Here is a 26,878-nt window from a genome sequence, read left to right as displayed (position 1 = left end):
CCCGATCATGATCCGCCGGTTTTTCCACCGATCCAGTATTCGTACCAACAAACGAGATTGTATATCGTCCACAATTGCAGGCTTAGGTCGACTCTTCCTCCCCGGTGTTCCCGAAACATCTCCTGCAGATAATCAAGATCGAGGAAATCGCGCTCACCGATTTTTGAGTTGAGGATTTCGCTTTCGACCTTCCGGCCGAAATCGCCGCGCATCCATTGCGCCATTGGCGCACCGAATCCCATCTTCTTTCGGTAGATGAGATCGTCGGGGATAAGCCCTTCAACTGCCTTTTTCATCAAATATTTCCGGTCACCGTTCTTGATTTTCAGATCGCCGGGGATCGAAAATGTGAAATCAACCATGTCCTTGTCCAGGAAAGGCACGCGCGCTTCTAGCGATACTGACATGGTAATCTTATCCACACGCATCAAAAGAAGTTCGGCCAAGCGCAGACGGAACTCGTTGTAGGTCATGCGCGTCAGCGTATCCGCAGTGGGGTGGGCTGTATCAAACTCATTGTACAGCGACTTGATGACTGCGAAGCTGTCCGGCACCAAAATGCTGGGGTCCAAAACACCCGCTTCAATCATCCTCTGGTGATGCTCACCAGGTTGCAACTTGTCATATTTTACTAGCTGATCCTTGCGGGAATTCCACAAGGACATGGACAATATCCAGAAATACTCACGATCTCGAGCGGCCCGATCTAGCGTGTCCGCGACTAATCGGGCTTTCGGATGCAACGATGACAGGCCGCGCGCACCCTTGGCCGCGAAGGATTGCATGCCCTTCGGTACGTGTTTCTGCCAAGGCTCCCAAAAACGATCATGGAGCTTCAGATAGCGAAGATAACCATCGTATCCCGCGAACTGCTCGTCAGCGCCCTCCCCAACTTGTACCACGGTCACGCCGGAATCATGCGCAAGCTTGGAGACAAAATAGAGAGGGATGCAGACATAATCCGCCAGTGGCTCATCCTGATGGTGAACCAACTGGTCAATGTAGCCGATCATGTCGTTTTCGTCGATCAACACCTCGCGGTAATTCGCACCAAATTGTTGCGCCGCCTGCCTAGCGAAATCGAGTTCGTTTAGTTCTGGATGTCCTTTGAAACCAACAGTGAAGGTGTTTACCGGCTGATTGGTATATTTGCTCATGAGGGCGAGATTCGTGGACGAATCGATACCACCGGACAGGAAGACCCCGAACGGCACATCGGACATCATTCGACGCTCGATCGATTCATCAAGTCGTTGTCTGATACCATCGATAAAGAAGCGTTCGGTGGCAGCAGGGCTCAGCCCTTTCACTTCTCGCTCGATTTCACAGTTGCCCGGACCGGGTGAATAATAACGTGTCAGTTCGATCTTCTTGTCCGCGTCGACCTTTAGCCAACAACCAGCCGGCAATTTGTATATGCCTTTAAACATGGTCAAAGGTGCTGGTGTAGTCAGAAAGCTGAGATAATGCACCATCGCGATGGGATCGACATCGCGTTCGGCACGCGGGTGTTCGAGAATAGCCTTGATTTCGGAGGCGAACACGAACTCGCCATCAATTTCAGCGAAATAGACCGGCTTTACACCAACGGGATCGCGCGCAAGATAAAGCGCTTGGTCTTTCGTGTCGAAGATGGCGAAAGCAAAATCACCCGACAGTCGCTCAAGCAGACCGCCAATGCCCCATTCTTCGAAGCCATGCACGAGTACTTCCGTATCCGAATGATCGGTGACGAAGCGATGCCCACTCCGCACCAGTTCCGGTCGTAGGGTTGCATGATTATAGATCTCGCCATTGTAGGTCAGCCAAACGTCCTTTTTTTCGTTCGGCATCGGTTGGTCGGCGAGACTGCTTAAATCAACAATTGACAGACGTCGGTGAGCCAAACCGACTGTTCCGTCGTCGGAAAGCCACAGACCATCGCCATCAGGCCCACGATGAACCATCGCGTCTCGCATTTTCGGCAAATACTCTAAAATGAAATCGCCCCTAGAAGCCCAAGTGCGAATGCCAACAATTCCACACATCCTAAAATCCTTTTATTTTTGTTCAGTAAGTATATTAACTAAACCGATCTCAAATGCGATGGATGCAAACCAAAATAGCCAAGTAATTTAGATCTTAGGATAGTTATATATATTATGATTGAAATGGTTACAGCACCTCCATAAAGCAATATTAAAAACGGGGAATACATCAATGGTATAGAGAAAAATAGAAAAATCTTATTTCCTATAAAGATCGGGGAATTTCCCAATGTAAGAATCTTGTCCGTTGCGGCGAAAACCAGCGCGAACAGAGCTGGAAATACTGCAACACCAACCCAACCCCAATTGTGAAAGATGTCTACAGCCAATGCCATTGGGGAATTGCCGGCCTGCCCTCCTCGATTCGCCTCCGACAAAACATTGGACAGTTGTTTCTGCGTCCCTGGCTTCACCCCACCCAGATCGGTGATCCAACCTTGACCATAGGTTGGGGCATCCACGGCCCAAAATTCGTATGAGATGGTATTTTCTCTGGGTACCGCGATGATTGCTCTATGAACCAGCGCAACGATAGCCGCAATCGGTCGCGGTAATTGATAGAAGTCAGAAGCTGGAGCTTTCGCCGGCTCAGCTGCAGTGTCAGCGGGCACCGCTACCGGCGTATCGGCATTCACTTCGGTGCCCTTCTTGATTGCAACGCCACTGTCTTGCGTCGAAACAGCGGTCACCGTCTCACTTACTACCGGTTCCAATCTTTTTAGGTTCACCTCAACCTCGGTGGCCTGTCGCGGGGAGGCAGACTTGCCTTCGGCGTCAGCCTCCCGAGGAGCAACGATCACATCCCCGTTCGCGGCAGTGATAGGCTCAAGCTCGCTGGAAGCGCCTGCAGCCTTGGTAGTCCGCGACAAGGAGGCCGGATCATTTTCAACTGCGGCATCCTCGGGACGCTTGATCTCCGCCAGCTTTCTCTCAACAGCATTCTTCTGGGCGACATTTTCAGGCTGAGATTCAGTCTGAGAGGCACTCACCTTCGTTTCTACGTTCCTCGCAGGAGCAACGTCGGGCGACAACGCAATATCCAAACGGCCCAGCATTACGGTCAAGAACACCATTCCGGCGACGGTCGTAGCACCCATTGAGCCGGAAAGAAGCAGAGAAAACCGCGCTGCTCGCCCTCTCGAGAAAAAATCTACAAGAACCGCCGCCAATATGCACAGAAAAAACTGCGCGAAAACCAACCTCTGACCAGAAAGAAACCCCGCAGCCGCAACAAAAAAGAAAGATGCAAACAAAATTGCATCAACAATCCTTCCGAACCTAAAAATTATTACGGAAACTAACAAAATTGGAAATAAAATATCTCTCACCTGCTTTATATACCCGGGATAGAAATAGCCGTACTCTCCGCTAGACATAGCGATACGAGCCGGTGTGAGCGATATCTCATTCAAAATTACAGATTTATAGTAAAGATCAAAAAGCTCCTCATTCAAATATATAGAAAACATAAAAGCTATACTTACAGCAGTGCATAGCAAAAGCCCAAAGATTACAGCAAATCGTTCACCACTGCCGATAGAAATCTGACGGATTCGCTTCGCGAGGGAAAGATCAACAGCCCCTCCCAACAGCGTACGCGCCGAAATAGAGGCACCAAGCGTACCCGAGATGCCTGCCAAAAGCCCGATATGAGCAACTTCAGACGAATACTCTATCGCCTCGACCCAAACCACGACGGATCCAGCAGCAAACAAAAAAACGCCGATTACAAAGGAGTCCAGCAGCGGAAGGCCGAAATTGCGTATCGACGGTCGCCACAAGACATATAGAATCAATACAAAAGCATACAGAACGCTCAACAGATAAATCATTCAACCACCCCTTCGCCTGTCGTGCCCCTATATACCCCTACATCCCAGAAGAAGTACCTTTGAATCGAACTTTACCTTTTCCCACGAGTACACCTCTTCATAATAGCGACGCGCTTCGGCGCACGCATCAGTATATATGTTGGGGGCCGCGATCATCTCGCGCAACCGATCGGCGGCCAAGCCAGCGTCCTTGTATTTGGTGTTGATGACGCAATTTAGACCGGCCATCGCCTTCGCCGCTTCGAGTTCTTCGTTCATCAATACCGGCCGCCCAATTGCCATCGCTTCGGCCAGCTTGTTGGAGGCCGCGAATCTGTTGATTTCGCGACTCGGATCATAGAGAACCGGCACGAAGTGACACCTCCGGGTTTCCTCGATGACATCGCTTGATCTGAGAAAACCCAAGAAGGTTGCCGTTTTGCAGCGCTCAATCTCGGCGACTATCTCTTGCGAGCCTTCGCCTGCGATCCGAACGTCAAAATCCGGCTCCTTTGAAAGCTGAAGAAGCGCGGTCAGCCCTCTTTGGCGATCAAGCCAGCCCCCGTAAAAGATGCGTATCCTGGTATTTTCCAAAGGTGGGGGAGGCGCCCGATCATTTTCGGCGGGAACGTTTGGTATCACACGGACCCTTGGATGGCACCAAGTTGGCAATGCCGCTCGCCGGAACTCCTCTGGCACCGTAGCGCCGTCTGACAAGACGACGGCAATTCCTTCAACGACGTTCAACAGTTTCTTGATGATTGACGGCAATGCATAGCGCTGAGCCAAATTGTCATGAATATTGTAAACTAACCGACTTTTACTCGTCATCCTGTAGAGGTACGATGCAGGGAAAGTCTCAATATCAGAAGCATGAACGATGCGTGGTCGTTCCAAACGAAGCTGCCGGAAGAAACCTCGATTGCAGGAGGCTAGCGCACGAAGATAAAGCCATGGCCGCTTTCCGTTCAGAAGCGGAAAGGGCAATCCGACACGGGTGATCGGAAATCCTTCCCATTCGTCGTGCGATGGCAAATTGCGGTCACGATGGGCTCCGATGAACTTTGCTTCCAGCCCAGCACCCCTAGCCACCGCCATCATCCGCGTCACCCGAGGAACGGGTCGGCTCGCCATTCGAAGAAATACCGCAACCTCACGGAGCTTTTTCATGTGCACCCCGATACATAGAATCCTTATGGACAAGGTAGTTTAGGGCGAGCGCGCTCACAGCCATGCACACACCGCTGGCAACTAAATACCCCTCTATCAGAAATCCCATAAAATGGACAAAAATCACATAGGAAACAGATAGACTAAAAATAGAAACAGCGGGCTCCAACCATACAAATTTAGTAGTTTTGAACATGTTCGTCATATTCATACCAAACATAAAAATTACCGTAGATAATATTATAGATCTAACCTCTTCCTTATACTCAATATAATCAAAATTGAACAAAATTGAAACAATTTTTGGCATAATTGTATAACCTAAAAAAGCTAGTATCAGTAAAATTAGTAAGGATTCTAATACAAACATTATATGCTTAGCTCCAAACCATAACTCGCGGGACAATTTGGGAAACCAGCGCAGCCAGGAAGACAAGAAAATCATTCCAAGTATCGTACAAAACGATAGTGTCACACCCACCACGCCCAACATATCTCCGGCAAAAAGGCTATCAGCAAGGATACGTGGCGAGTTGCTCGTAAAAGCAACAACTAGATAACTTATTGCAAACCAGCTGGCGCCTCGAGCCAAATTAGCGGAACGGCGAACTTGTCCGGCTCCAACTCGGAACGAACGATCTCCCCACGCATTTTGATGCAGCCAATACCATGTAAACACACATGACAGGCCGGCACCGACCATGAGGCATGCGATGATGTCGCCTGCGAAAAGGTAGAGGAACGCCACCGGAACAACAGTGACGATCAGCTTAAGGGTGTTAACGCTGGCGTATCGCCGCATTGCCTGGTCGCTTGGCAGTCTGTAGATATCGATTCCCCAACTCATCTCGACCCCAGCATCGGCAAGCCGCATCATGACGACGAGAGTCACGAGCTCAGTCGGGATACTGAGAAAGGGTGCCCCGGCAATGAAGGCGAGTGACACGAAGCCCGCCGAAAAGGCGCGCGTAATCAGAAAGTCGCGAGTGTCAAACTGCTGGAGCTTCTCCACCACAACAAAAGCAGCAAGCCCAAGCGATGCGGCGGTGAACAGCACCGCTGCGATCCCCGCCGCCACGACGAACTTGCCTGCAAGCTCCAGACCCACCTGATGCGAGATGATCATCGTCACCAGCACCACCGGCGCCGCCGCCGCAACCTGCCCGGCCACGCCGAACAGATGATGCTCGGCCCACCGCACCAAAGCGCTGATCGAAAGTCTGCTCATGCCGGCTTTCCCGCCATTCTTATTCACGTTCCGTCACAGCACCGCCTCTGCCGGCAAATTGCACCATCGGAATTTTTCCCGCGCGACGGGCCGGGCATCGCAACCTCTCACACATATCCAATGTGTACCCTTGCCGACTTGGGGCGCATCCGCACCATTGCGTGCTCAGGCGCTTCGCCGATCCTGGCCGTTGAGGGACTCACTTTCGTCGGCGTTGACAACAACCGGCGTACGCAGGTCCACGGCTTCCTTGACACCCAGGAACAACTTGGCCGTGGCGCGGCTGTATTGCAGTGACGTTGCCTTGCTGTTGTCGCCGTCACGAACGGCAATATAGCTGTTGATCACGTTGGCGCGGTGGCCATGATCGCGGAAAAAACTCGAGGTCGTTGATTTCTTTTCGACCCGGTCCAGCCTTAGCGTCTTGAAATCGCTGAGTGTAAGCAACACGTCGCCGCGATGGGCGTTGAGCGTTTCCCTCACACCCTCGAATGTATGCCCCTTGGCGGAAAAAGTGATACCGGCGACCGAGCCGTCGTCGAACAGGAACGAAATCGCGAAATCCGATTTAGCCTGGGGAGCGGCGATGGCGGTAATGGTGCAGGGAAACGCCTTTTCATGTCCGACCAGTTCAAGCGTCAGATCGGTCCAGTGACACAGATTGCCGAGAATACGGCCGCCTTCTTCCTCCGAGAAATACCAATGATCGTCCGGAATGCTGTGACCGGCCAAGAACCAGTTCACCATCAGCGGGCCGTCCTCCTTCTCCAGCGCATCGCGGGCACGCTCGAACAGCTTGCTGCGCGGCCGGTTGAAGCCCAGAAAGATCATGCATTGCGGATTGCGGCGTTGTGCCTCGGAAAGCCGCTTCAACTGCTCATCCGAAATGACATGCGGCTTTTCGATGTGGACATGCTTGCCGGCATCGAGGCACGCGATGGCGTATTCTGCATGAGAGGCGTGATTGGACGCGATGTAGACGAGCCGGATCGCTTCGTCCTCAATGATCTTGCGCGGGTCTCCGGCCGCATAGGCCCCGCCGAAGAACGCGCACAGCGACCGCGCCTGGGGTCTTGCAATATCGTGGGTCGCGCGTAGGAACCGACTGCTTTCCTTGCCAAGATAGTAGGCGATATTGGAAAAGGAGAAATTGCCGCAGCCGATGATCCCCACCCATCGATCGGGATGGTCGGGGTCCCTGCAGGCCGGATTGATCCATTCCGCTCCATCGAAACCGGTCTTGCTGGCCATGTGATATTGGCCGCGAACCTTTATCAGGGTACGCCGCGGACCATACAGCCTGTTGTAACGTAGAACTTTTTTGATCTTAAAAATGATCGACTGATCGAGATCGCTGTGCATGGGCTTGAGCTTCCTTGGCAGCGTTTATTCGCTTGATCCGATTTCACCAATTCCGAGGCGAAAACGGCTGACAAGCCGGCAATCTTGCGAAGCCGGGATTAAGAAACGAACGCCGCGACATTTCTCAGTCCGGCCATAGTTCGGATGGAAGTCGAACTCAAACAATTCCGACTCGAGATCAGCGCCGTCGACCGTCAAACTTTGGAGGGTGGTCCCGCCGTCAAAGCGGATCATACCGCCGCCTGCCGGTCGTGGAACTATGCCGGGGCCGAAATGCCAGTTCAGTTCGGTGTCGATACCGCTCGACCAAGTGTCACATACCTCGATCTCGACACCTTGGTCGACGGTGCGCGCGCGCAGTTGCCGACGAATTCCGCTGGTCTCGCCCGCCTTGTGGATCGTGCCGTTAACGGAAGGGCACATAGCATGCCCAGCGGTGCCGGTGTCATCACAATATGGCGCGCCACGCATCGAAAGATAGATCGAGCCCGGCCGACCATCATAACGCCTACCGCCACGCGGCTGGACGAGATTGTGTGCGCCTGAAAGAATGAATGATTCTCTCAGCGCGGGATCGAGCGTGTAGGAATGACAGCCGCGGTCGACGATAATATCGCGTTGGCCGTATCGGAGCCAGATCGACAGCGCATCATCGTGATCGTGCGAGGCACGCCCTTTCAGCCCCTGAGCGCCAACCCGCATGACCGCCACGGCCTCATCGAGGCTCAAGCGCAGAAAACCGCTCTTCTCACCGGCCGACGGGATAGCGTCGGCGACACTATCGAGGAAGGTTTCGCGACCCGCTATGACCTGCAACCAGACAAGCAGGTCATCCTGGCTTGTGACGCTGCTCCTGCCGCACAGACTGGCGAGCGCGGAAAAATCACGCGGCGATGTACCGAATTCCAGTACCTTTCCACCATCGCAATCGCCGAAGATGGGCAATATCCGATCGGGGCCGCTGACGAATTCGGCGAAATGAAGTGCCCGTGCGAACACGTCCCGCAGCCGGGGCGATAACGTCCCCGTGGTCCGGATTTCCACGGCCGCCACCATAGCTACCATGTCGAGACACAGACGATGATACACCGGCGCGCGCTCAAGATGGCTGCCGTCGCTCTCGAATTGCTTGTCGGCTTCGACCGTGAAATCCTCGACACGTCGCGAGAATTCCGGCCCAGGCGCCAACACTGAGGACAAAACGGCCGTACCCATCAGATTGGCAAGATAGTGGTTGCCGTTCACGTCGCTGGTTTCGGGAAATCGAAGGATGAACCGGTAATGATCGTCGAGCAGACGGATCAAGCGTCCGCGAAACGCTTCTCCCAGGCGGTCGTAGAGTGCGGCGCCCGCGACAAGAAGATTAACCGCACGGATTGCGACTTCCATCGCAACGGTCCAGTTGACACCCCAGCCCGTCGGATTGGCTCTTGCCCAATCGTCTACGAGCGCCTCAAACGCACGCACATAACGATCAGGCTCTACCGAGCCGGCGAGTGCGCCTTCGGCCAGCCACAACGCGTACTGAAAACGTGACAGTTCCCACGGCACCTTGACGTCGGCTCGGATTCCGGACGCAACGAAATCCACGCGCGGAAAATAATCCAGCCGCCATTGATGGCCGTGAAACCCGTCGCGCCACCACTCATCGCCCGATGGAATGTCGAGATCGCCGAAGCCGAGTACGTCCCACTTGCGGTCAAGCGCGCGTGCGCCGCGTTTCAGCATCCGTTCTTTCAGCGCGGCGTCAGCATCGATGCGGCGGAGGAACTCGTCGCGAATGGTCGCGCCCAGCGAGGCCAGCGCTTCATCATTCACGGTCCCGGTCCGCAAACGGGTGCGGGCCAGAGCATAGCCGGGGAAGTAGGCGTAGGGTTTGACCCTATGCAGCATCCGCCGCCCAACGACCGCCGGACCGGCTTCGACGACGCGCCTGAGTATATATCCGGCCCTGCTCATCCCGACCTACGCGCGCATCTAAAGCGCGATCTGCTTTTCGACTTCAAAGCTGATGCGCGTGGCGAAAATCTGGTCTTCTAGCGAAATCGGCCAGGCCGCCCCCTTGCGCAGGGTTTCGGCCAGCGCGGCCAGCTCTTCCTGCTGGCCCTTCTGCATGGTGGTGCCCTTCCAGCCGCCGCTGCCGCCGGCAACCGTAAGCTGCTTGTAGTCGTCAAGCGTCAGCACCTTGCCGTCGACAAAGATGTCGGCGCGCTCCTTGGCGTAGCTCTTGGAGCCCATCGCGGTATAGGTGAGCGTGCACACCGAACCGTCGGCATAGCGTACGGTGGCGTTGAAATTATCGTTGCGCAGCCAGTATTTGGACTCCGGCACGATCGACATGGCGTTGACCTCGACCGGGGTCGAGCCGGTCAGGGCGTTGAACAGATCATAGATGTGGCAGCCCTCGCCAATATTGCGGCCGCCGCCCTGGGGACCGTGCACCCAATGGTCGGCGGGAATGTAACCGGCATTCATGCGGTAATTGACGATCATCGGCGAGGTGCGGTTGGCGAGCACTTTCTTCGCCGCCACAACCGCCGGTGAAAACCGCCGGTTGAAGCCGGTCATCAGCACGGGCCCGTTCGGGTTGTCGCGATAGAATGCCTCGATCTCGGCCAGTTCGTCCTCGTTCATGGCCAGCGGCTTTTCCACGAACACGTGCTTGCCGGCCCTGAGCGCGTCGAGCGTCATGCCGGCATGCAAATCGTGGCGCGTGGCGATCAGCACGAGATCGATGTCGGGATCGTCGAGCACGGTCTTGAAATCGGTCGCGGCGTTGGGCGCGCCGAAGCGCTCGGCCGCCGAACGCGCCGACAGGCCGGTGCGGCTGACGATGGTGCGCAGATCGTAGCTGTCCTTCAGCTTCTGCAGATTGGGCAGGTGCATGCCCTGCGCGAAACCGCCGGCGCCGACCAGGGCGAGCTTGATGCGCCCGTCGGCGGGCGCGGGCGGCGCGATCTGCAGCGCCGGCTTGGTCGCCTCCGCGCGCTCGGGATAGGTCAACATGACCAGGAGCGGTTTTTGCCCGGTGCCGCGCAGCGCGGCGTAGGCGTCCTCGGCCCGGTCGATCGGAAACGGCTCCTTGAGCATGTTGGCCAGGCTGATGCGGCCGCGCGCCAGAAGGCGCAAAAACTCCTCCATGTTGCGGTTTTCCGTCCAACGCACATAGGCGATCGGATAGTCCGCGCCCTCCTCCTCGTAGACCGGGTCGTAGCGGCCGGGTCCGTAGGAGGTGGAGATGAAGAAATCGAGTTCCTTGGCGTAGATGTCGGACCGGGCGATATCCAGCCCGACATCGCCGACCACCACGACACGCGCCTTGCGCCGGCAGGCCTGGAAGGACTGGGCGAGGATCTCGCTGCTCGGCGAGGCGGCGGTAATGATGACGGCGTCGGCGCCATGGCCGTCGGTCAGCTTGACGATGCGCTCGACGATGTCGCCATCCTTGGGATTGAGACCGATATCCATGCCGTTGGCACGCGCGATCTCGATGCGGTTCTCGTCGATATCGGTGCCGATCACCCGGCAGCCGCTGGCCGACAGGAGCTGGGCGGTGAGCTGGCCGAGAATGCCGAGGCCGATCACGACGACGGTCTCGCCCAGTGTCGGGTTGGTGCGGCGCACGCCCTGCATGGCGATGGCGCCGAGCGTCACGGTGGCGGCGGCCTCGTAGTCGAGCCCGTCGGGCACGGGCACGGTCAGGTTGACCGGCACGTCGACGACTTCGGCGTGATTGGCGATGCCGGCGCCGGCGCAGGCGACACGATCGCCGACCTTGATTCCGGTGACCTCGCTGCCGACCTCGATCACCTCGCCGGCGGCCGAGTAGCCGGTCGGCAGGCCGGCATCGAGCTTGCCCTTGATCTGCTTATAGACCCGGGCAAAGCCCTGATCCTTCATCAGCTGGAGCGCCTTCTTGACGTGATGCGGCTGTTTCAACGCGCGGCGATAGAGCGGCAGGCCCGACATCTTGATGCCGGCCATCTCGGTGCCGACCGAGATGCAAGACGACTTGACCTGGACCAGGACGTTCTTGGGCCCGACGGTCGGGGCGGGAACTTCCTGCAGGAAAACATTGCCCGAACGCACCAATAATTGCTTCACGACCAGATACCTCGCGTGTCGATCACGGTCTTGCCGGCGAGTTCGTCCCGCGCGATCGTTTGATAAAGACGGTGGTTGACCAGCATGACCACCACGTCGGCTTGCCGCACCGCTTCGTGCATGTCGGCGGTCAGCCGCACGCCGGCGCCGTTGGCCAGCGAGGCCGGCAATTGCTCGATATGCGGCTCGGAAACGACGACGTCGCAGTTCCCGCCTGCGACCACGGCCTCGGCGATCTGCAGCGCCGGGCTCTCGCGCAGATCGTCGACATCCGGCTTGAAGGCCAGGCCCAACAGGCCGACCACCGGCCGCCCGTTACCGGCGGCCTTATCTGAAAACTTGTCGGCGACGGCTGCGGCGATCTTGTCGAGCACGTATTTCGGCTTGCCGTCATTGACTTCGCGCGAGGTGCGGATCAGGCGGGTTTCCTCGGGCGCCGCCTCGACGATGAACCAGGGGTCGACGGCGATGCAATGTCCGCCGACGCCGGGGCCGGGCTGAAGAATGTTGACGCGCGGGTGATGGTTGGCGAGCTTGACGAGTTCCCACACATTGATGTCGAGCTTTTCGCAGACGATCGACAATTCGTTGGCAAAGGCGATGTTGACGTCGCGAAAGGCGTTTTCCGTCAGCTTGCACATTTCGGCGGTGCGGGCGTTGGTGCGCAACAATTCGCCGCTGCAGAAGATGCGGTAGAGATCTTCGGCAAGGGCAGCGCACCCATCCGTCATGCCGCCCACCACTCGGCTGTTTTCGACCAGCTCGGTCAGAACCCGGCCGGGCAGGACCCGCTCGGGGCAATAGGCGACGTGCACGTCGCAGCCCTCGATCCCGGGTTGGGCGATCTTGAGGTCGGGCCGCAATTCCGCCAAGAGCGCCGCCATCTTGTCGGTGGTGCCGGGCGGCGAGGTCGATTCCAGGACGACCAGATTGCCGGCGGCAAGGCACGGCGCGATCGAGCGCGCGGCGTTCCAGACATAGTCGAGATCGGCCTTGCCGTCGTGGAACGGCGTCGGCACGGCAATCATGTAGGCATCGGCCGGCTCGGGCGTGGTGCTGGCGCGCAGATGGCCCTGCTGCACGGCGTGCGCGGTGACCGCGTCCAGATCCGGCTCGACGATATGAATCTCGCCCTTGTTGATGCGCGCGACAACCTCCGGCTTGACGTCGACTCCCACGACCTGCACCCCTCGCGAGGCGATCACCGAAGCCGTTGGAAGGCCGATATAGCCGAGACCAAGAACACAGACTTTCTTCAGGCGGGATTCGGTCATGCCTGTTCCTCGATGATTTTTCGGATTCGTGCCGCGGCCATGCCGTCGCCATACGGGTTCATGGCCTGCGCCATTCGCTTATAGTGGTTCTGATCGCCAAGCAAGCGGCCCGCCTCGGCGACAATTCTATCGCGCGCGGTGCCGACCAGAACGACCGTTCCCGCGTCCACCGCCTCCGGCCGCTCGGTGGTTTCGCGCATCACCAGGATCGGTTTTCCCAATGACGGCGCCTCCTCCTGCACCCCGCCGGAATCGGTGATGATAATGTGCGAGCGGTCCATCAGATAGACGAAGGGTTCGTAGTCGAGCGGATCGATCAGATGGATCGACGGCTTGTCCTTGAGCCAGCGCTCGACGGGCTCGCGCACGCTCGGATTGGGATGGACCGGATAGACGATCTGCACGTCGTGCGCGGCGGCGATGTCGAGAAGCGCCTGGCAGATATTGTCGAAGCCGGCGCCGAAATTCTCGCGCCGGTGCCCGGTCACGAGCACGATCGGCCGCTCGGGATCGAGGAACCCGAATCGTTCGGCGAGCCGGCCCTGTCGCTCGGGCGAACCCTTGATGCGCTCGACCGTCGCAAAAAGCGCGTCGATCACCGTGTTTCCTGTGACATGAACATGCGCGTCGGGAACGCCTTCGGCGAGCAGATTGCGCTTGGATTGCGGCGTGGGCGCGAAATGGAAGCGGGTCGCGAGCGTCGCCACGCGCCGGTTCATCTCTTCGGGCCAAGGCGCCCACAGCGATCCCGAACGCAGTCCGGCCTCGACATGGCCGAGTGGCAATTTGCGGTAGAAGGCGGCCAGCGACGCGGCCATGGTGGTGGTCGTGTCGCCATGGACGAGCACGATATCGGGGCGCTCCTCATCAAACACCTCGCCAAGGCCGGTCAGCACCCGGGCGGTCACCTGATCGAGGGTCTGGTTGGGCCGCATGACGTCAAGATCGCGGTGCGGCGCGATCTCAAACAGCTCGAGCACCTGGTCGAGCATCTGCCGGTGCTGGGCGGTGACGCAGATGCGCACATCGAGCAGGCTGCTGCGCGCCAACTCCTTTGCCACAGGTGCCATCTTGATCGCTTCCGGCCGCGTTCCGAAGACGGCGAGGACTTTTTTCATGCTCTCGGTTTCCCGGTATCGTCCGATCGCAGCACCGAACGATCAAGTCTTCGCCTCGGAAGGTGCTGCTCGCTTCCGTCCTCTAAGCCTGCAAACGGGATGAGGTACTAGACCGCGTGGCGGCGCGCCACGCGCGGCTGTTTAGACAAAGGTGCCGTCCTTGTCCACCGCAAACCAGGTCTTACACCTGCGTGTTTCGCGCTGTTCGTCCCCAGACACAAAACCAACCGTCCGGCTATACTTGCCGGTTCTACGCGCCGACAGATTTAACTCCCGGTTTTGCCACGGCCTAGTTCTTCTCCAGACTCCCCATCAGCAGAATACGGAACCGCTCTAGCGCGTCGACCCTGTTGACGAGCCGTTCGTAAGCGATTCCGAAAACATAGGTGGCGGCCATCATCCGCAAATACTCCGGACGCCCCTCGATCAGCCGGATATCCGGCTTGCCCAGCCCTACTCGCTTGCCGATCGCGGTGACGTCGGCCGGGGTATTGGCCCGGTAATGCGTGTGAAACGTGTCTTCCGACGCCCGTCCCCGCATACGATTATAGAATCGATGAAACGACAGCGGCGTCATGCGCGCGATCAACGGCATGTAATGGCTGCGGTTGGGCGTCTTGAACAGAAACCGACCGCCGGGTTTTAGAACCCTGGCCACCTCTGCGAACACACGGTCGGGATCGGCGAGATGTTCCAAAACATTGTCGGCAAAGACAAGATCGAATGAGCCGTCCGGCCAGGGAATATCCTCGCCCAGTCCAATCTTCGCCTCGTCGAGATAGGGATTGGTCTCCACCCGCGGATCCGGGTCGAGGCCGCATAGTCGCGCCGCGCGGCCGGAAAAATCCATCTCGGGCACGATACCCGCGCCCGCGCCAAGATCCAGAACCGAGAACTCCGGCTTTATTCTCTCCAGAATAAACTGCCGAAAGAGCTTGTCGTCCCATGATCTCTCGAACTCAGGATAGTATTTTTTATCAAAATAGCCCCTCATGGACATTTCTTTATTCCTTTTATTTTGACCCGTGGCCAGATAGGATAACTTTGATAGTCATAAAGAATATAGTTACATCGAGCCAAAATGAAAAATTCTTGATATAGTAGAAATCGTAGTGAAGCTTCTTGTGAACATCATTAACATCGGCGACGTGCCCCTGATTGACCTGGGCCCAGCCGGTAATACCCGGCCGCACAATGTGGCGATAGCTGTAGAAAGGCAGCTCGGCATCGTACCAGGCCGACAGTACCGTTGCTTCGGGCCGGGGACCAATCCAGCTCATTTCGCCTCTGAGGATATTGAGTATCTGCGGCAGCTCGTCGAGCCGGGTGCGGCGCAGAAACCGACCGACCCGGGTTATGCGGTTGTCTCCGGGGCGCGTGATCGCACGATCGATCTCGGCATGGTTGCCCTCATCGCCCGATCCGCCATTGTCGACGGCAAGGCCTGGCGGGTCGGTCATCATCGTCCTGAACTTGAATATCCTGAAAGGCTTTTGCCTGTAGCCTTGGCGGCTCTGGCGAAACATCACTTCCCCCGGCGAGTCCAGCTTGATGGCGAGGGCGACCAGCAAAAACACCGGCAAAAGCACGACCAGCGAAAGCGCCGCAAGCAGCCAGTCCACGATGATCTTGAGTTCGAGATAGGCCTCGTTTGGGTTCAAGGAACCGAGATTGTTTTCCGACAGATGCTCGATCTCGACCTGGCCAGTCAGCGATTCCTCGATTTCCTTGACGTGAAAAACAGGCGTGCCGGCCAGCGTCGCGTCGGCGATGAAACGGGCCCACCGGTCGGAGAGATCAATCCTGAGGTCGACGATCACGCCGTCACACGCCGAGAGCGGCTCGTCGGGGCTTCGCAGGTAGTTCCAGGTCGCCGTGGGAATGCCTTTCAGCCGCTCGACGCGTCCGCCGGGCACGACCGCGAATTGCAGCAATTTCTTCGGCCGCAGCACGAACACCGAAAACATCATCCAGGATACCAGCAGGAAATAGCTCAGCGCCAGGATCGTCCGGGAATAGTCAAGACGGAAGAAAAACAGCACCAGGATGACGACGAGATAGGAGGCCGTATAGGTGGGCAAAATCAGATAGCCCGGACCCGCGCCCGGAACAGCCAGCACACGCCGGTAAAGCAGCAACCCGCCAAATGCGGCGAGCGTGGTCCATATCAACATGTTGAGATAGAAGGGGGTTTGCGCGGAGGCGAGCTGGAAATCGAGCCGAACCAGGGTGGGAAACAGAACGCCGAGCAAGAGTGTGACGAGTATCTGTACGCGAAACGAGTGCACAAGACTTCTGTTGTTCGATCTGGCCATATATATGTATCGCTCGCGCTAGGCGGTAAACGGCTCGCCTGGCCGCAAAAACCTCTTTGTCGAGATGCGATGTCGTGACTGAACGCGACCAACGAGCATCATCAATGCCGATCGACCTGTCCTGGGTCACCATAATCCCAACCGGCGGCTTGCCCCATCAGCCGGCGGAGAAACACCCTCACCCCGTATCGGGCCTTTTCCTAGTCGGTATTCGGCCCCAGTCAAGGTAATTCCGAAGAAGAGTTAAGACAATTGTCGTGCTTGTCGCCGCCGACTAAATGACCAGAACAGCACTTTCCTGCATCACGATCCCGGCTGCGAAAAATAACCGATAAAGGCGGGCAGCCGGGATTCGTCGAGCGCCCCGGGTGTCCGTGGTTGGCAGCAAATTTACTATTCGCGTCCGCCGCGCAGCCAGTCGGCGGCGACCCACATCGCCGGCATGGCGCAGGCGGCCAGCGCGACCTTGATCAGATCGGGCACGATGAACGGCGCGACGCCGAACATCCAGGACTTTTCAGCACCGATCAGACCGGCGAGCCAGGCAAACCCCATCGCCATCATTACCGTTTCAGCGACCAGCATCGCGCCGAACAGCTTGACCGGCGAGCGATCCCAGCCGCGGTCCGCCGCCCAGCCGACGATCGCCGCCATGACCACGAAACCGGCGAGATAACCGCCAGTGCCGCCGAGCATATAGGCGATGCCGATACCCTTTTCCGGCGTGCTCTGGAAAACCGGGAACCCCATCGCGCCCTCGGCGAGGTAAAGAAGCAGCGTGGCCACGCCGAGGCGCATGCCGAACGTGGCGCTGATCAGCAGAATGGCCAGGGTCTGCAGCGACATGTCGACCGGCCCGAGAACGACCTTGGTTTTGGCCGACAGGGTCAAAAGCAGCGTTCCGGCAATAACCATGGCAGCCTGAACGGCCAACCGGCCGGCTCCCCGATCGGGGATGGCGAATTCAATCAAGGGGCGCAACGCGATCGCAGCGGACATGAACTTCTCCAGTTTCCCTCGGCCCCGCAGGGCGTTCCGAACGGTTCCCCTATAAATTCATCCGTGTTAAGCGGCAACAGTCAAACCGGTCAGCACGACCTTCTCACACGAATTTCCCATGGCCATTGCATTCGACATGGATTTCGACCCGCTCTATGGCCAATCCGTGGAGGTCGCGCCGACGGTGCGGCGGATCACGGTCAACAATCCCGGCCCGTATACGTTTCACGGCACCAACAGCTATCTGGTCGGCACCGACACGCTCGCCGTCATAGACCCGGGTCCCGACGACGACCGCCATTTCGAGGCACTGCGGCGCGCCATCGCCGGAAGGCCCGTCAGCCACATCCTGGTCAGCCACACCCATCGCGACCACTCGCCGCTCGCCGCCCGGCTGCAAGCCGAGACCGGCGCGATCACCTGCGCGGAAGGCCCACACCGACCGGCCAGGGCCATGCGGCTTGGCGAGGTCAATCCGCTGGAGGCCAGCGCCGACACCGATTTCAGCCCCGACCTGGTGCTCGCCGACGGCGATGCCGTCGATGGGGATGGCTGGAGCCTGCGCGCGGTGCTCACCCCCGGCCATGCCGCCAACCATGCCGCCTTCGCCCTGGAAGGAACCGATATCCTGTTTTCGGCCGACCACGTCATGGCCTGGGCGACATCAGTGGTGGCGCCGCCCGACGGCGCCATGGCCGACTATATGCGTTCCCTCGACACGTTGCTTGCGCGCGACGACCGGCTCTACCTGCCGGGCCACGGTGGCCCGGTGAAGGAGCCGGCCGCCTTCGTGCGGGCCTTGAAGGCGCATAGAAAGATGCGCGAGCGCGCGGTGCTCGAACGGCTCAGATCGGGCGACCGGACGATCTCCGACATGGTCCGCGCCATCTACCGCGACACCGATCCCAGGCTGCATGGCGCGGCGGCGTTGTCGGTTCTGGCGCATCTGGAAGATATCGTCGCGCGAGGCGACGCCGCCGCCGACGGCGAGATCGGCCTGGACGCGGAATACAGGCCGGCCTGACCCCGCCAGCCCCCGGCTTCCTCAGCCCGGCACCGCCATGGCCGCGACGGTTGCGTCGAGATCGGCAAGAAAACGGATGATGCGCAGGCCGTTGTCGCCCAGATCGTGGGCGCCGAAATGCGAGGCCGAGCGCATGTCGACGAAGGTCGTCTCGCCTTCGTCGGTGACGCGCACGGCGACATCGGCTGGAAAGCGCAGCAGATAGGATGCGGCCAGTGCCTCGACCGTGACCTCCCGGTCTTCCTGCCAGCGCCCACGGCGCTCGACCACGGCCCAGCCGCGCCGCGCCATCAGCTCGTGAACGGCCTCCAGCACGCGATCCGGCGCGAGCGGGTAACGCCTGCCGTCGACCTTCGGATAATGATCCTCGATCAGGCCGGCCTCGATGCCGTTGATCGGGCGGATGGCGTTGGCGCGCGGATCGCGCAGGATGGCAGCCGCGCGGAACCGGGGCGGATCGACCAGGTCGGTCGCCACATCGGCCAGGCGCGGATACTCGATCATGCGCCACAACCCGACCGCGAACGGAGCAAGGCTGAGCGCGGCGATGACGATCGCGGAAGCCAAGCGCCTGGCGCCGCGACCGCCCCGTTCCCAAATCGTGAGGAGGCCGGCCATGGCAAGGCCGAGGCCAACCAGCGCCATCAGGCCGACAAGGCCGAGCAGCCATAAAAACGCGACCGTTTCCAGCCCGAAGTAGCGATGCGCCAGCGCCGCCGTCAGGAACAGGACGAAGGCGAAAGACGCCAGCCTCGCCGACCAGCGAATGGCGGCTGAATATCGATGCTCGTACACGCTGCTATAGGACCCACAATTTTCGATTTCGCGCCGTGCTTAAAGCATGATCTTGAACAGTGGATGCCGGTTCTCAAAAAAAAGATCATGCGATGAAAAGATAATGAACCGCGATGGGCTTCATCGAAACGTCATCACGATCGAATGTTTTTCCGCGGTGGCGGAACTGAGCCATGCCACCGCCTGACGAAGGTCGATGGCGATTTTAACGTGTGGCGACGCGCTGCACGAAGGCCCGGCGCTAAGCCGTCGGCAGCCGGTAGTCGCGAAACTGCTCGCGTAGCGTCGTCTTTTGTATCTTGCCCGTCGCCGTATGCGGTATCTCCTCCACGAAAGCCACATCGTCCGGCAGCCACCATTTGGCGCAGCGCCCTTTCATGTAGTCGAGGATCGCGTCGCGCGAGGGATCCTTGCCGGGCTTTTTGACCACCACCAGCAGCGGGCGTTCGTCCCATTTGGGATGCGCGATGCCGATCACCGCCGCCTCGGCGATTTCGGGATGGCCGACCGCCAGGTTTTCCAGGTCGATGGTGGAGATCCACTCGCCGCCGGATTTGATGACGTCCTTGGCCCGGTCGGTGATCTGCATATAACCCTGCGGATCGATATGGGCGACGTCGCCGGTGTCGAACCAGTCGTCCTCGTCGAACTGCTCGGCCCCGTCGCCACCGTAATAGGAGGCCGCCACCGCGGGGCCGCGGACCTTGAGGCGCCCGAACGTCTTGCCGTCCCAGGGCAATTCGCGATTGCCGTCGTCGGTGACCTTCATTTCCACGCCGAAGGGCGCGTGGCCCTGCTTCTCCTGAAGATCAAGCTGCGCGGCGCCTTTGAGATCGGCATAGGCCGGCTTGAGCGTACCGAGCGAGCCGAGCGGCGACATCTCCGTCATACCCCAGGCATGGATGACCTGGACGTCGTAATTGTTCTGAAATTTCTCGGTCATGGCACGCGGGCAGGCCGAGCCGCCGATGACGACCTTTTTGAGATGAGGAAGCTTCTTGCCGGTCTCCTCGAGATATTGCAGCAGCATCAGCCACACCGTCGGCACGGCCGCGGTGAAGGTGACCTTTTCGGTATCGAGCAACTCGTAGATCGAGGCTCCGTCCATCTTGCCGCCCGGCATGACCAGTTTGGCGCCGATCATCGGTCCCGACTGGGCCAACCCCCATGCGTTGGCGTGAAACATCGGCACCACGGGAAGGATCGTGTCGCGCGACGAAATGCCCATCGCGTCGGGCATGCTGGCGATCATGGCGTGCAGAACGTTGGAGCGGTGACTGTAGACGACGCCCTTGGGATCGCCGGTCGTGCCAGAAGTGTAGCACATGCCCGCCGCCGTGTTCTCGTCGAAGCCGCGCCATTCGAAATCGCCATCGGCCTCGGCCAGCCAATCTTCGTACGCGACGACATCGCGAAGGCCGGTTTCAGGCATATGGGCGCCGTCGGTCAAGACGATCACACGCTTGAGCGAGGCGACCGACGGCGCGATCTTCTCCACCAGCGGCATAAAAGTCAGGTCGGTGAACAGAACCTTGTCCTCGGCATGGTTCATGATCCAGGCGATCTGATCGGGGAAAAGCCGCGGGTTGAGCGTGTGATAGACCCCGCCCATGCCCATGGCCCCGTACCAGGCTTCCAGGTGCCGGGCCGTATTCCAGCCCAGCGTGGCGATACGGTCGCCCGGCTTGCGGCCCTCGCGCTCCAGGCGCTGCGCCACTTTGAGCGCACGCGCCCTGATCCCGGCATAGGTCGTGCGCACGATCGGCCCTTCGACGGAGCGCGAAACCACCTCCCGGTCGCCGTGCTGGCGCGCCGCGTGGTCGAGAATCTTATGGCACAGCAGCGGCCATTGCTGCATCAAACCGAGCATCGCAGTCCTCCCAGACATTTGCCGTATTGTGACGCCGGCGCCTTGCTTGTCCAGAGGTGTCGGAGCCGTAGCGGAAAAATTGCGCTGCGGTTCGGCGCAGTCATTCGCCTTATTGCGGCCACCGTGGCCGCGAATGGTGCGGTTGGTGGGTTGGTGCGAGAAGCTGGAGTCTTTGCATGGATGCGCGCAACATCGTCACCCAATCCACCGAGATGCCGCTCGAGGCAGTGGAATTCGAGTTGGCGCTGAATTCACAGGACATCGCCGAAAGCGGCTTCGAAACCGCGCTGCGACGTGCCGCGGAAACGGCGGACGGGTCGGTTCTTTTCCACATGCCGGCGCTTAAACAGCGCGATTGCCAGCGCGTGGCCGCCGTTTCACTCGGCGCGGGAAGCGAGACGCACACGGTGCTTGTGCTGCTCGGCCGCGATGGCGGCTCGGTGCGGATCGAAAACGCAACCGACAGCGACAATCCGTTTGCCGGCATCGCGCTCTCCTATCGGGGTCTTCTCGACCTGTTCCAGCCGACCGGCGCGATACATGGCTGAGCAGCCGACGCGCCCTCGCCCTTGCCGGTCGATCGCGGCGGCGGGGCAATGCGTCCTCACCGGATCGTGACGGCCCGGCCGTGACGGCAGGCTTGAAGCCATGGCGGGTGCCATTCATGATCCTGCCACTCCGATGCGCCAGACTACGAGAGGAGACCGCCAATGAGCCGCACCGGTAATCCGGCGCCCGGTTTCGCCAAAAATCCGGATCGCGTCGTCGCGGTCGAACCCTATCGGGGCACCGTTATTGTCAGGGCCGGCGGAACCGCGATCGCCTCCTCCTCACGGGCACTGACGCTGACGGAGCCGCCTTACCCGCCGGTGCTCTATATCCCGTTCGCCGATATCGATTTCTCCAAGCTGGAAAAGACCGGCCATTCGACGCATTGCCCCTACAAGGGCGAGGCCTCCTACTGGAATGTGACGCTCGCCGGCGCGGCGGGGCAAAATGCGATGTGGGGTTATGAGGCTCCCTATGACGAAATGGCCGCGATCAAGGATCACGCCGCCTTTTATCCCGACAAGGTGAGCGTGGAGACGCAGTGAAGCAAGGCTCCGTCCCGCGCAACTCACGCGCGCGGCTTTGCCATGCGTTGGCGCCAGGCTTGGCCTCGTCAGTTCGGACGAGCGCATGCGAATGCACGATGCCGGCGGGCGGGCCGTAAGCCGGTGCCCGCGCCCGGCCGACACGGCTCAATGCTCGCCCTCGCACAGATCATGCTCGCCGAGCGCGCGCAGCACATAGCACTCGCCCACAGTCTGCGCCTTGCAGGCGGCGATGCGCTCGAGCTCGGCTTCCAGACGCCTGAGTCGGGCGATCTTTTCGCGGATCGTGGCCAGATGGGTCGACGCGATCCGGTCGGCCTGGGCGCAGGGACGCTGCGGATCGCCGGAAAGCGCGATCAGCTCGCGGATCGCCGGCACCGACACGCCGAGATCGCGGGCGTGCCTGATGAACACCAGTCGATCGAGCTCGCCGCGGCCATAGCGGCGCTGATTGCCATGCGAGCGGTCGGCCTGCTCGAGCAGGCCGATCTGCTCGTAATAGCGAATGGTGGCGACTTTCACGCCGGAGCGGCGCGCCATCTCTCCGATCGAAAACATTGAAAAAAAACCTCTTGAAGCTCCAGTCGCTCGAGATTGTAGGATCGCTCTCGACACAGTTCAAGGAGACGGTCATGAGCGCGGGCTGCGGCCATTCCCATACATTCGACGGCATGTCCGACGACTTCAAGCGCCGCCTGTGGGCGGTGATCGCCATCAACGGGGCGATGTTCGCGGTGGAGATGACGGCCGGGCAAATGGCCGGCAGTCAGGCGCTGCAGGCCGACGCGCTCGACTTTTTCGCCGACGCGCTGACCTATGCGATTTCGCTCGCCGTGATCGGCGCCTCGCTGAAGGTCCGGGCGACGGCCGCGCTCGCCAAGGGCCTCAGCCTGTTCGTCATGGGGGTGTGGGTGTTCGGGTCAACGGTGTGGCGGGTGGTTTATCTCGGCCTACCGCAGGCCGAGATCATGGGCGCGATCGGCTTTCTGGCGCTGGCCGCCAATGTCGCCAGCGTGCTGTTGCTGGTGCGCTACAAGGACGGCGACGCCAATGTCCGCTCTGTGTGGCTGTGCTCGCGCAACGATGCTATCGGCAATGTCGCCGTCATGGCCGCAGCCCTTGGCGTGTGGGGCACGACGAGCGGCTGGCCGGACGTGATCGTGGCCGGGCTGATGGCAGGCCTGTTCCTGTCCTCGTCCTTCCAGATCCTGCGCCAGGGATGGCAGGAATTTTCGGCCGGCGACGCAATGCCGGTCGTTCACACACGTGCAAACGTGTGCGGGCACGATCACGGCTGCGGTGCACAAAAACATAGGGCCGAACCCTGAACCCAGGCCGCCCATCGACCGCACGATGGACGCGGGGCATCAACCCTATCGCGGTTGGACGGAACCCTTACGCCGTGAAGCGCCGCGATCAGGTCTGGCCTATCGCGGCCTGCGCGGCCGCGAGGCGGGCGATCGGCACACGGAACGGCGAACAGGACACATAGTCCAGCCCGACCTCCTCGCAGAAGCGGATCGAGGCCGGATCGCCGCCGTGCTCGCCGCAAATGCCGAGTTTGATGCCCGCACGCGTCGCTCTGCCCTTGTCGGCGGCCATGCGCACCAGTTCGCCGACCCCCTCGATATCGAGAGAGACGAACGGATCGGTTTCGATCACGCCCTTCTGGCGATAGGTTTCCAGGAACGAGGCTGCATCGTCGCGCGAAATGCCGAAAGTGGTCTGGGTCAGATCGTTGGTGCCGAACGAGAAGAACTCCGCCACCTCGGCAATCGCATGCGCGCGGATGGCGGCACGCGGCAACTCGATCATCGTGCCGGTCAGGTAGGAGATGCTGGCGCCGGTTTCGGCCATCACCTCGGCGGCGACCTGATCGATGCGCGCTTTGACGAATTCGAGCTCTTTCATGATGCCGACCAGCGGCACCATGATTTCCGGCTCGACCGGGCGGCCGGTCTTTGCCGCGGCCTCGATCGCCGCCTCGAAGATCGCCCGGGCCTGCATTTCGGCGATCTCGGGATAGGAGACGGCCAGCCGGCAGCCACGGTGACCCAGCATCGGATTGAACTCGTGCAACGCCTCGGTGCGCCGGCGCAGCAATTCCGCCTCGACGTCCATCACGGCCGCGACCTCGGCGATCTCTTCCTCGGTCTTGGGCAGGAATTCATGCAGCGGCGGATCGAGCAGCCGGATGGTGACCGGCAGCCCGGCCATGATCTCGAACAACTCGGCGAAATCCGAGCGCTGCATCGGCAGGAGCTTGGCCAGCGCGGCGCGGCGTCCGGTCTCGGTATCGGCCAGGATCATCTCGCGCATGGCCACGATGCGATCGCCGTCGAAGAACATATGCTCGGTCCGGCACAGGCCAATACCCTCCGCGCCGAAGGAGCGCGCGGTGCGCGCATCGGCCGGGGTCTCGGCATTGGCGCGCACCCGCATGCGACGTAGCTTGTCGGCCCATTCCATGATCGCGGCGAAGTCGCCGGACAATTCGGGCTGCTGCATCGCCGTCGCACCGGCCAGGACCTGGCCGGACGCTCCGTCGATGGTGACGACGTCGCCGCGCCCGAAGCTGCGGCCGAGCGCGGTCATGGTCTGGGTCTTGTAGTCGACGCGCAACGCGCCCGCGCCCGACACGCACGGTTTGCCCATGCCGCGCGCCACGACCGCGGCATGGCTGGTCATGCCGCCGCGCGTGGTCAGGATGCCTTCGGCGGCGTGCATGCCGTGAATGTCCTCGGGGCTGGTCTCGACACGCACGAGGATGACCTTACGACCGGCCGCCTTGGCTTCTTCGGCCTCTTCGGAGGAGAACACGATCTCGCCGGTGGCCGCCCCCGGCGATGCCGGCAGGCCGACGCCGATCACGTCGCGCTCAGCGCCCGGATCGATGGTGGGATGGAGAAGCTGGTCGAGCGAGGCCGGATCGATCCGCGCCACCGCCTGCTCGCGGGTGATCAGGCCTTCAGCGGCCATCTCGACCGCGATGCGCAACGCCGCCTTGGCCGTGCGCTTGCCGGACCGGGTCTGCAGCATCCACAACTTGCCGCGCTCGATGGTGAATTCGAGATCCTGCATGTCGCGATAATGGCGTTCCAGCGTCTCGGCGGTGCGCGCGAACTCGGTGAACGCCTCCGGCATCAGCTTTTGCAGCGACGGCTTGTCGGAGCCGGCCGCGATGCGGGCGTCCTCGGTGATGTTTTGCGGGGTGCGGATACCGGCGACCACGTCTTCGCCCTGGGCGTTGACCAGAAACTCGCCGTAAAGCGTGCGCTCGCCGGTGGACGGATCGCGGGTGAAGGCCACGCCGGTGGCGGAGCTGTCGCCCATATTGCCGAACACCATCGCCTGAACGTTGACGGCCGTGCCCCAGGCCTCGGGAATATTGTGCAGGCGGCGATAGGTGATCGCGCGATGGTTCATCCAGGAGGAAAACACCGCACCGATCGCGCCCCACAACTGCTGGTGCGGATCCTGGGGAAAGGGCTGTCCCAGTTCCTCCACCACCTTGGCCTTGTAGCGCTCGACCAAGCCGACCCATTGGGCGGCGTCGAGCTCGGTGTCGAATTCGACGCCGAGGCCGGCTTTTTCGTCTTCCAGGATTTCTTCGAAAACCTCGTGGTCGAGCCCCATCACGACATCGGAATACATCTGGATGAAGCGACGATAGCTGTCATAGGCGAAGCGGCGATCCTGTGCTTCCTCCGCCAGGGCCTCGACGGTGGCGTCGTTGAGGCCGAGATTGAGCACCGTATCCATCATGCCGGGCATCGAGGCGCGCGCGCCGGAGCGTACCGACACCAAAAGCGGATTGCGCGGATCGCCGAAGCAGCGGCCAGTATCGGCGCCGATCCGGGCAAGGGCGTCTTGCACCTGTTGCGTCAGATCGTCGGGATAGACCCGTGCGTTGGCGTAATAATGGGTGCAGACCTCGGTAGTGATGGTAAAGCCGGGCGGCACCGGCAATCCGAGCCCGGACATCTCGGCCAGATTGGCCCCCTTGCCCCCGAGCAGGTTCTTGTCGCCGACGCGGCCTTCCGCTCTACCGTTGCCGAAGTTGTAGACCCATTTCGCCATCGCGATCTCCCTCGCCGTCTGGATAGCACTCGAAGACATATCCACCGGACCGTCCGCTGGAAGGCCCGTGAAATATCGGCATTTCCGATCCCATCGCCCCGCCCCGTCCGGGCTCCGTCAGCCGGCAGACGGCCCGCCTGGCAAGATCGCCTGGCGTGGTGCGCCATGCCGGCCGCCTCTCATGCGAACCGAACCGCCGGACGCAAGCCGGATCGCTCCGGCCCGGTCCGGGTTTGCTCTAGCCGTTTCGGAGATCGATGACCACCGCAAATCCTCGCAGCCGCGGCAATGGCCCGGAACCACCCGGCCGGTCACACGTCATATTGGCGCCAACTAGTCATTGCACTGACGGCGGAGCATCCATATAAGGGCGCCACCCGTCGCACGGCAGCGACAATGCTGGGGCGTAGCCAAGTGGTAAGGCAGCGGTTTTTGGTATCGCCATTCCCTGGTTCGAATCCAGGCGCCCCAGCCAAATCTCCCCGGTCCATTCCGGACACATGGGTTACAGATTATACCGGAGACATGGGTAACACTTTTGGCCCGAAGGGGTTTTGAAGCGGTTCCAGTCTGCATGTCTCATCGTCGAAGTACCCTAAGTCATAAT

Annotated in this window: 20 protein-coding genes and 1 tRNA gene; 5 read left to right on the top strand and 16 right to left on the bottom strand. The window is 60.1% G+C overall.

Annotation, left to right across the window (positions count from 1 at the left end; translation table 11 throughout):
• Nucleotides 1-5: 5 nt before the first annotated feature.
• The 12 genes from asnB to GN330_RS23230 form a co-directional block, all read right to left on the bottom strand.
• A complete protein-coding gene (gene asnB / locus GN330_RS23285) occupies nt 6-2,027 on the bottom strand; it encodes an asparagine synthase (glutamine-hydrolyzing) (RefSeq protein WP_156716145.1) in 2,022 nt (673 codons plus the stop codon).
• Between the two features lie 38 nt (nt 2,028-2,065).
• Complete coding sequence (locus GN330_RS23280; protein WP_156716143.1) at nt 2,066-3,859, bottom strand: hypothetical protein; 1,794 nt, start codon at nt 3,857-3,859, stop codon at nt 2,066-2,068.
• Nucleotides 3,860-3,886: 27 nt separating this feature from the next.
• Nucleotides 3,887-5,008 carry a glycosyltransferase gene (locus GN330_RS23275; protein ID WP_156716141.1) on the bottom strand — a complete coding sequence of 374 codons (1,122 nt, stop codon included), beginning with the start codon at nt 5,006-5,008 and terminating at the stop codon, nt 3,887-3,889.
• Entirely contained in the window at nt 4,992-6,236 is a 1,245-nt protein-coding gene (locus GN330_RS23270) for a hypothetical protein (protein ID WP_156716139.1), read from the bottom strand. The genes GN330_RS23275 and GN330_RS23270 overlap by 17 nt, the downstream gene beginning before the upstream one ends.
• A 165-nt stretch (nt 6,237-6,401) precedes the next feature.
• A complete protein-coding gene (locus tag GN330_RS23265) occupies nt 6,402-7,598 on the bottom strand; it encodes a Gfo/Idh/MocA family protein (protein ID WP_156716137.1) in 1,197 nt (398 codons plus the stop codon).
• 24 nt (nt 7,599-7,622) lie between these two features.
• Nucleotides 7,623-9,416 carry a heparinase II/III domain-containing protein gene (locus GN330_RS23260; protein ID WP_197435290.1) on the bottom strand — a complete coding sequence of 598 codons (1,794 nt, stop codon included), beginning with the start codon at nt 9,414-9,416 and terminating at the stop codon, nt 7,623-7,625.
• Nucleotides 9,417-9,575: 159 nt separating this feature from the next.
• On the bottom strand, nt 9,576-11,702 hold the full coding sequence (locus GN330_RS23255; protein ID WP_197435289.1) for a Gfo/Idh/MocA family oxidoreductase: 2,127 nt from the start codon (nt 11,700-11,702) through the stop codon (nt 9,576-9,578).
• Entirely contained in the window at nt 11,699-12,976 is a 1,278-nt protein-coding gene (wecC, locus tag GN330_RS23250) for a UDP-N-acetyl-D-mannosamine dehydrogenase (protein WP_156716131.1), read from the bottom strand. The genes GN330_RS23255 and wecC overlap by 4 nt, the downstream gene beginning before the upstream one ends.
• Entirely contained in the window at nt 12,973-14,094 is a 1,122-nt protein-coding gene (gene wecB / locus GN330_RS23245) for a non-hydrolyzing UDP-N-acetylglucosamine 2-epimerase (RefSeq protein WP_156716129.1), read from the bottom strand. The genes wecC and wecB overlap by 4 nt, the downstream gene beginning before the upstream one ends.
• Nucleotides 14,095-14,383: 289 nt before the next feature.
• On the bottom strand, nt 14,384-15,088 hold the full coding sequence (locus GN330_RS23240; protein WP_197435288.1) for a class I SAM-dependent methyltransferase: 705 nt from the start codon (nt 15,086-15,088) through the stop codon (nt 14,384-14,386).
• Nucleotides 15,089-15,107: 19 nt separating this feature from the next.
• Nucleotides 15,108-16,409 (bottom strand): sugar transferase, encoded by a 1,302-nt coding sequence (locus GN330_RS23235; protein ID WP_156716125.1) that lies wholly within the window; start codon nt 16,407-16,409, stop codon nt 15,108-15,110.
• A 393-nt stretch (nt 16,410-16,802) separates the two neighbouring features.
• Complete coding sequence (locus tag GN330_RS23230) at nt 16,803-17,408, bottom strand: biotin transporter BioY (protein WP_156716123.1); 606 nt, start codon at nt 17,406-17,408, stop codon at nt 16,803-16,805.
• 118 nt (nt 17,409-17,526) lie between these two features.
• Here GN330_RS23230 and GN330_RS23225 point away from each other — a divergent pair, with 118 nt between their 5' ends.
• Nucleotides 17,527-18,432 (top strand): MBL fold metallo-hydrolase, encoded by a 906-nt coding sequence (locus GN330_RS23225; protein ID WP_156716120.1) that lies wholly within the window; start codon nt 17,527-17,529, stop codon nt 18,430-18,432.
• A 21-nt stretch (nt 18,433-18,453) separates the two neighbouring features.
• On the opposite strand, the gene GN330_RS24165 is transcribed toward GN330_RS23225, so the two are convergent.
• Complete coding sequence (locus tag GN330_RS24165; protein WP_156716118.1) at nt 18,454-19,227, bottom strand: DUF1499 domain-containing protein; 774 nt, start codon at nt 19,225-19,227, stop codon at nt 18,454-18,456.
• Between the two features lie 241 nt (nt 19,228-19,468).
• Entirely contained in the window at nt 19,469-21,097 is a 1,629-nt protein-coding gene (locus GN330_RS23215) for a 3-(methylthio)propionyl-CoA ligase (protein WP_156716116.1), read from the bottom strand.
• Nucleotides 21,098-21,273: 176 nt separating this feature from the next.
• Here GN330_RS23215 and GN330_RS23210 point away from each other — a divergent pair, with 176 nt between their 5' ends.
• Nucleotides 21,274-21,645, top strand: a complete 372-nt coding sequence (locus tag GN330_RS23210) for a hypothetical protein (RefSeq protein ID WP_156716114.1) — start codon at nt 21,274-21,276, stop codon at nt 21,643-21,645.
• 162 nt (nt 21,646-21,807) lie between these two features.
• Nucleotides 21,808-22,191 carry a DUF427 domain-containing protein gene (locus GN330_RS23205; RefSeq protein WP_156716111.1) on the top strand — a complete coding sequence of 128 codons (384 nt, stop codon included), beginning with the start codon at nt 21,808-21,810 and terminating at the stop codon, nt 22,189-22,191.
• 147 nt (nt 22,192-22,338) lie between these two features.
• On the opposite strand, the gene GN330_RS23200 is transcribed toward GN330_RS23205, so the two are convergent.
• The gene (locus GN330_RS23200; RefSeq protein ID WP_156716109.1) at nt 22,339-22,749 is read right to left on the bottom strand and encodes a MerR family transcriptional regulator; all 411 of its coding nucleotides are present in this window, start codon (nt 22,747-22,749) and stop codon (nt 22,339-22,341) included.
• A 74-nt stretch (nt 22,750-22,823) separates the two neighbouring features.
• On the opposite strand from GN330_RS23200, the gene GN330_RS23195 reads away from it, so the two are divergent.
• The gene (locus tag GN330_RS23195; protein ID WP_156716107.1) at nt 22,824-23,519 is read left to right on the top strand and encodes a cation efflux transmembrane domain-containing protein; all 696 of its coding nucleotides are present in this window, start codon (nt 22,824-22,826) and stop codon (nt 23,517-23,519) included.
• Between the two features lie 88 nt (nt 23,520-23,607).
• Here the strand turns inward: GN330_RS23195 and ppdK are convergent, their stop codons facing one another.
• Nucleotides 23,608-26,271 (bottom strand): pyruvate, phosphate dikinase, encoded by a 2,664-nt coding sequence (gene ppdK / locus GN330_RS23190; protein ID WP_156716161.1) that lies wholly within the window; start codon nt 26,269-26,271, stop codon nt 23,608-23,610.
• Between the two features lie 400 nt (nt 26,272-26,671).
• On the opposite strand from ppdK, the gene GN330_RS23185 reads away from it, so the two are divergent.
• Nucleotides 26,672-26,746 (top strand) — tRNA-Gln (locus GN330_RS23185).
• Nucleotides 26,747-26,878: the final 132 nt, after the last annotated feature.

The organism is Nitratireductor arenosus (genome assembly GCF_009742725.1).
Taxonomy (GTDB): domain Bacteria; phylum Pseudomonadota; class Alphaproteobacteria; order Rhizobiales; family Rhizobiaceae; genus Mangrovimarina; species Mangrovimarina arenosa.
The sequence above is the reverse complement of the archived record's forward strand: the minus strand, read 5'-3'. Positions and strand labels throughout refer to the sequence as shown.

Excerpts from the sequence above, each read along its gene's own strand:
- asnB (WP_156716145.1), bottom strand. The coding sequence starts at position 2,027 with ATGTGTGGAATTGTTGGCATTCGCACTTGGGCTTCTAGGGGCGATTTC.
- GN330_RS23280 (WP_156716143.1), bottom strand. The coding sequence starts at position 3,859 with ATGATTTATCTGTTGAGCGTTCTGTATGCTTTTGTATTGATTCTATAT.
- GN330_RS23275 (WP_156716141.1), bottom strand. The coding sequence starts at position 5,008 with ATGAAAAAGCTCCGTGAGGTTGCGGTATTTCTTCGAATGGCGAGCCGA.
- GN330_RS23270 (WP_156716139.1), bottom strand. The coding sequence starts at position 6,236 with ATGAGCAGACTTTCGATCAGCGCTTTGGTGCGGTGGGCCGAGCATCAT.
- GN330_RS23265 (WP_156716137.1), bottom strand. The coding sequence starts at position 7,598 with ATGCACAGCGATCTCGATCAGTCGATCATTTTTAAGATCAAAAAAGTT.
- wecC (WP_156716131.1), bottom strand. The coding sequence starts at position 12,976 with ATGACCGAATCCCGCCTGAAGAAAGTCTGTGTTCTTGGTCTCGGCTAT.
- wecB (WP_156716129.1), bottom strand. The coding sequence starts at position 14,094 with ATGAAAAAAGTCCTCGCCGTCTTCGGAACGCGGCCGGAAGCGATCAAG.
- GN330_RS23240 (WP_197435288.1), bottom strand. The coding sequence starts at position 15,088 with ATGAGGGGCTATTTTGATAAAAAATACTATCCTGAGTTCGAGAGATCA.
- GN330_RS23235 (WP_156716125.1), bottom strand. The coding sequence starts at position 16,409 with ATGGCCAGATCGAACAACAGAAGTCTTGTGCACTCGTTTCGCGTACAG.
- GN330_RS23230 (WP_156716123.1), bottom strand. The coding sequence starts at position 17,408 with ATGTCCGCTGCGATCGCGTTGCGCCCCTTGATTGAATTCGCCATCCCC.
- GN330_RS23225 (WP_156716120.1), top strand. The coding sequence starts at position 17,527 with ATGGCCATTGCATTCGACATGGATTTCGACCCGCTCTATGGCCAATCC.
- GN330_RS23215 (WP_156716116.1), bottom strand. The coding sequence starts at position 21,097 with ATGCTCGGTTTGATGCAGCAATGGCCGCTGCTGTGCCATAAGATTCTC.
- GN330_RS23210 (WP_156716114.1), top strand. The coding sequence starts at position 21,274 with ATGGATGCGCGCAACATCGTCACCCAATCCACCGAGATGCCGCTCGAG.
- GN330_RS23205 (WP_156716111.1), top strand. The coding sequence starts at position 21,808 with ATGAGCCGCACCGGTAATCCGGCGCCCGGTTTCGCCAAAAATCCGGAT.
- GN330_RS23200 (WP_156716109.1), bottom strand. The coding sequence starts at position 22,749 with ATGTTTTCGATCGGAGAGATGGCGCGCCGCTCCGGCGTGAAAGTCGCC.
- GN330_RS23195 (WP_156716107.1), top strand. The coding sequence starts at position 22,824 with ATGAGCGCGGGCTGCGGCCATTCCCATACATTCGACGGCATGTCCGAC.
- ppdK (WP_156716161.1), bottom strand. The coding sequence starts at position 26,271 with ATGGCGAAATGGGTCTACAACTTCGGCAACGGTAGAGCGGAAGGCCGC.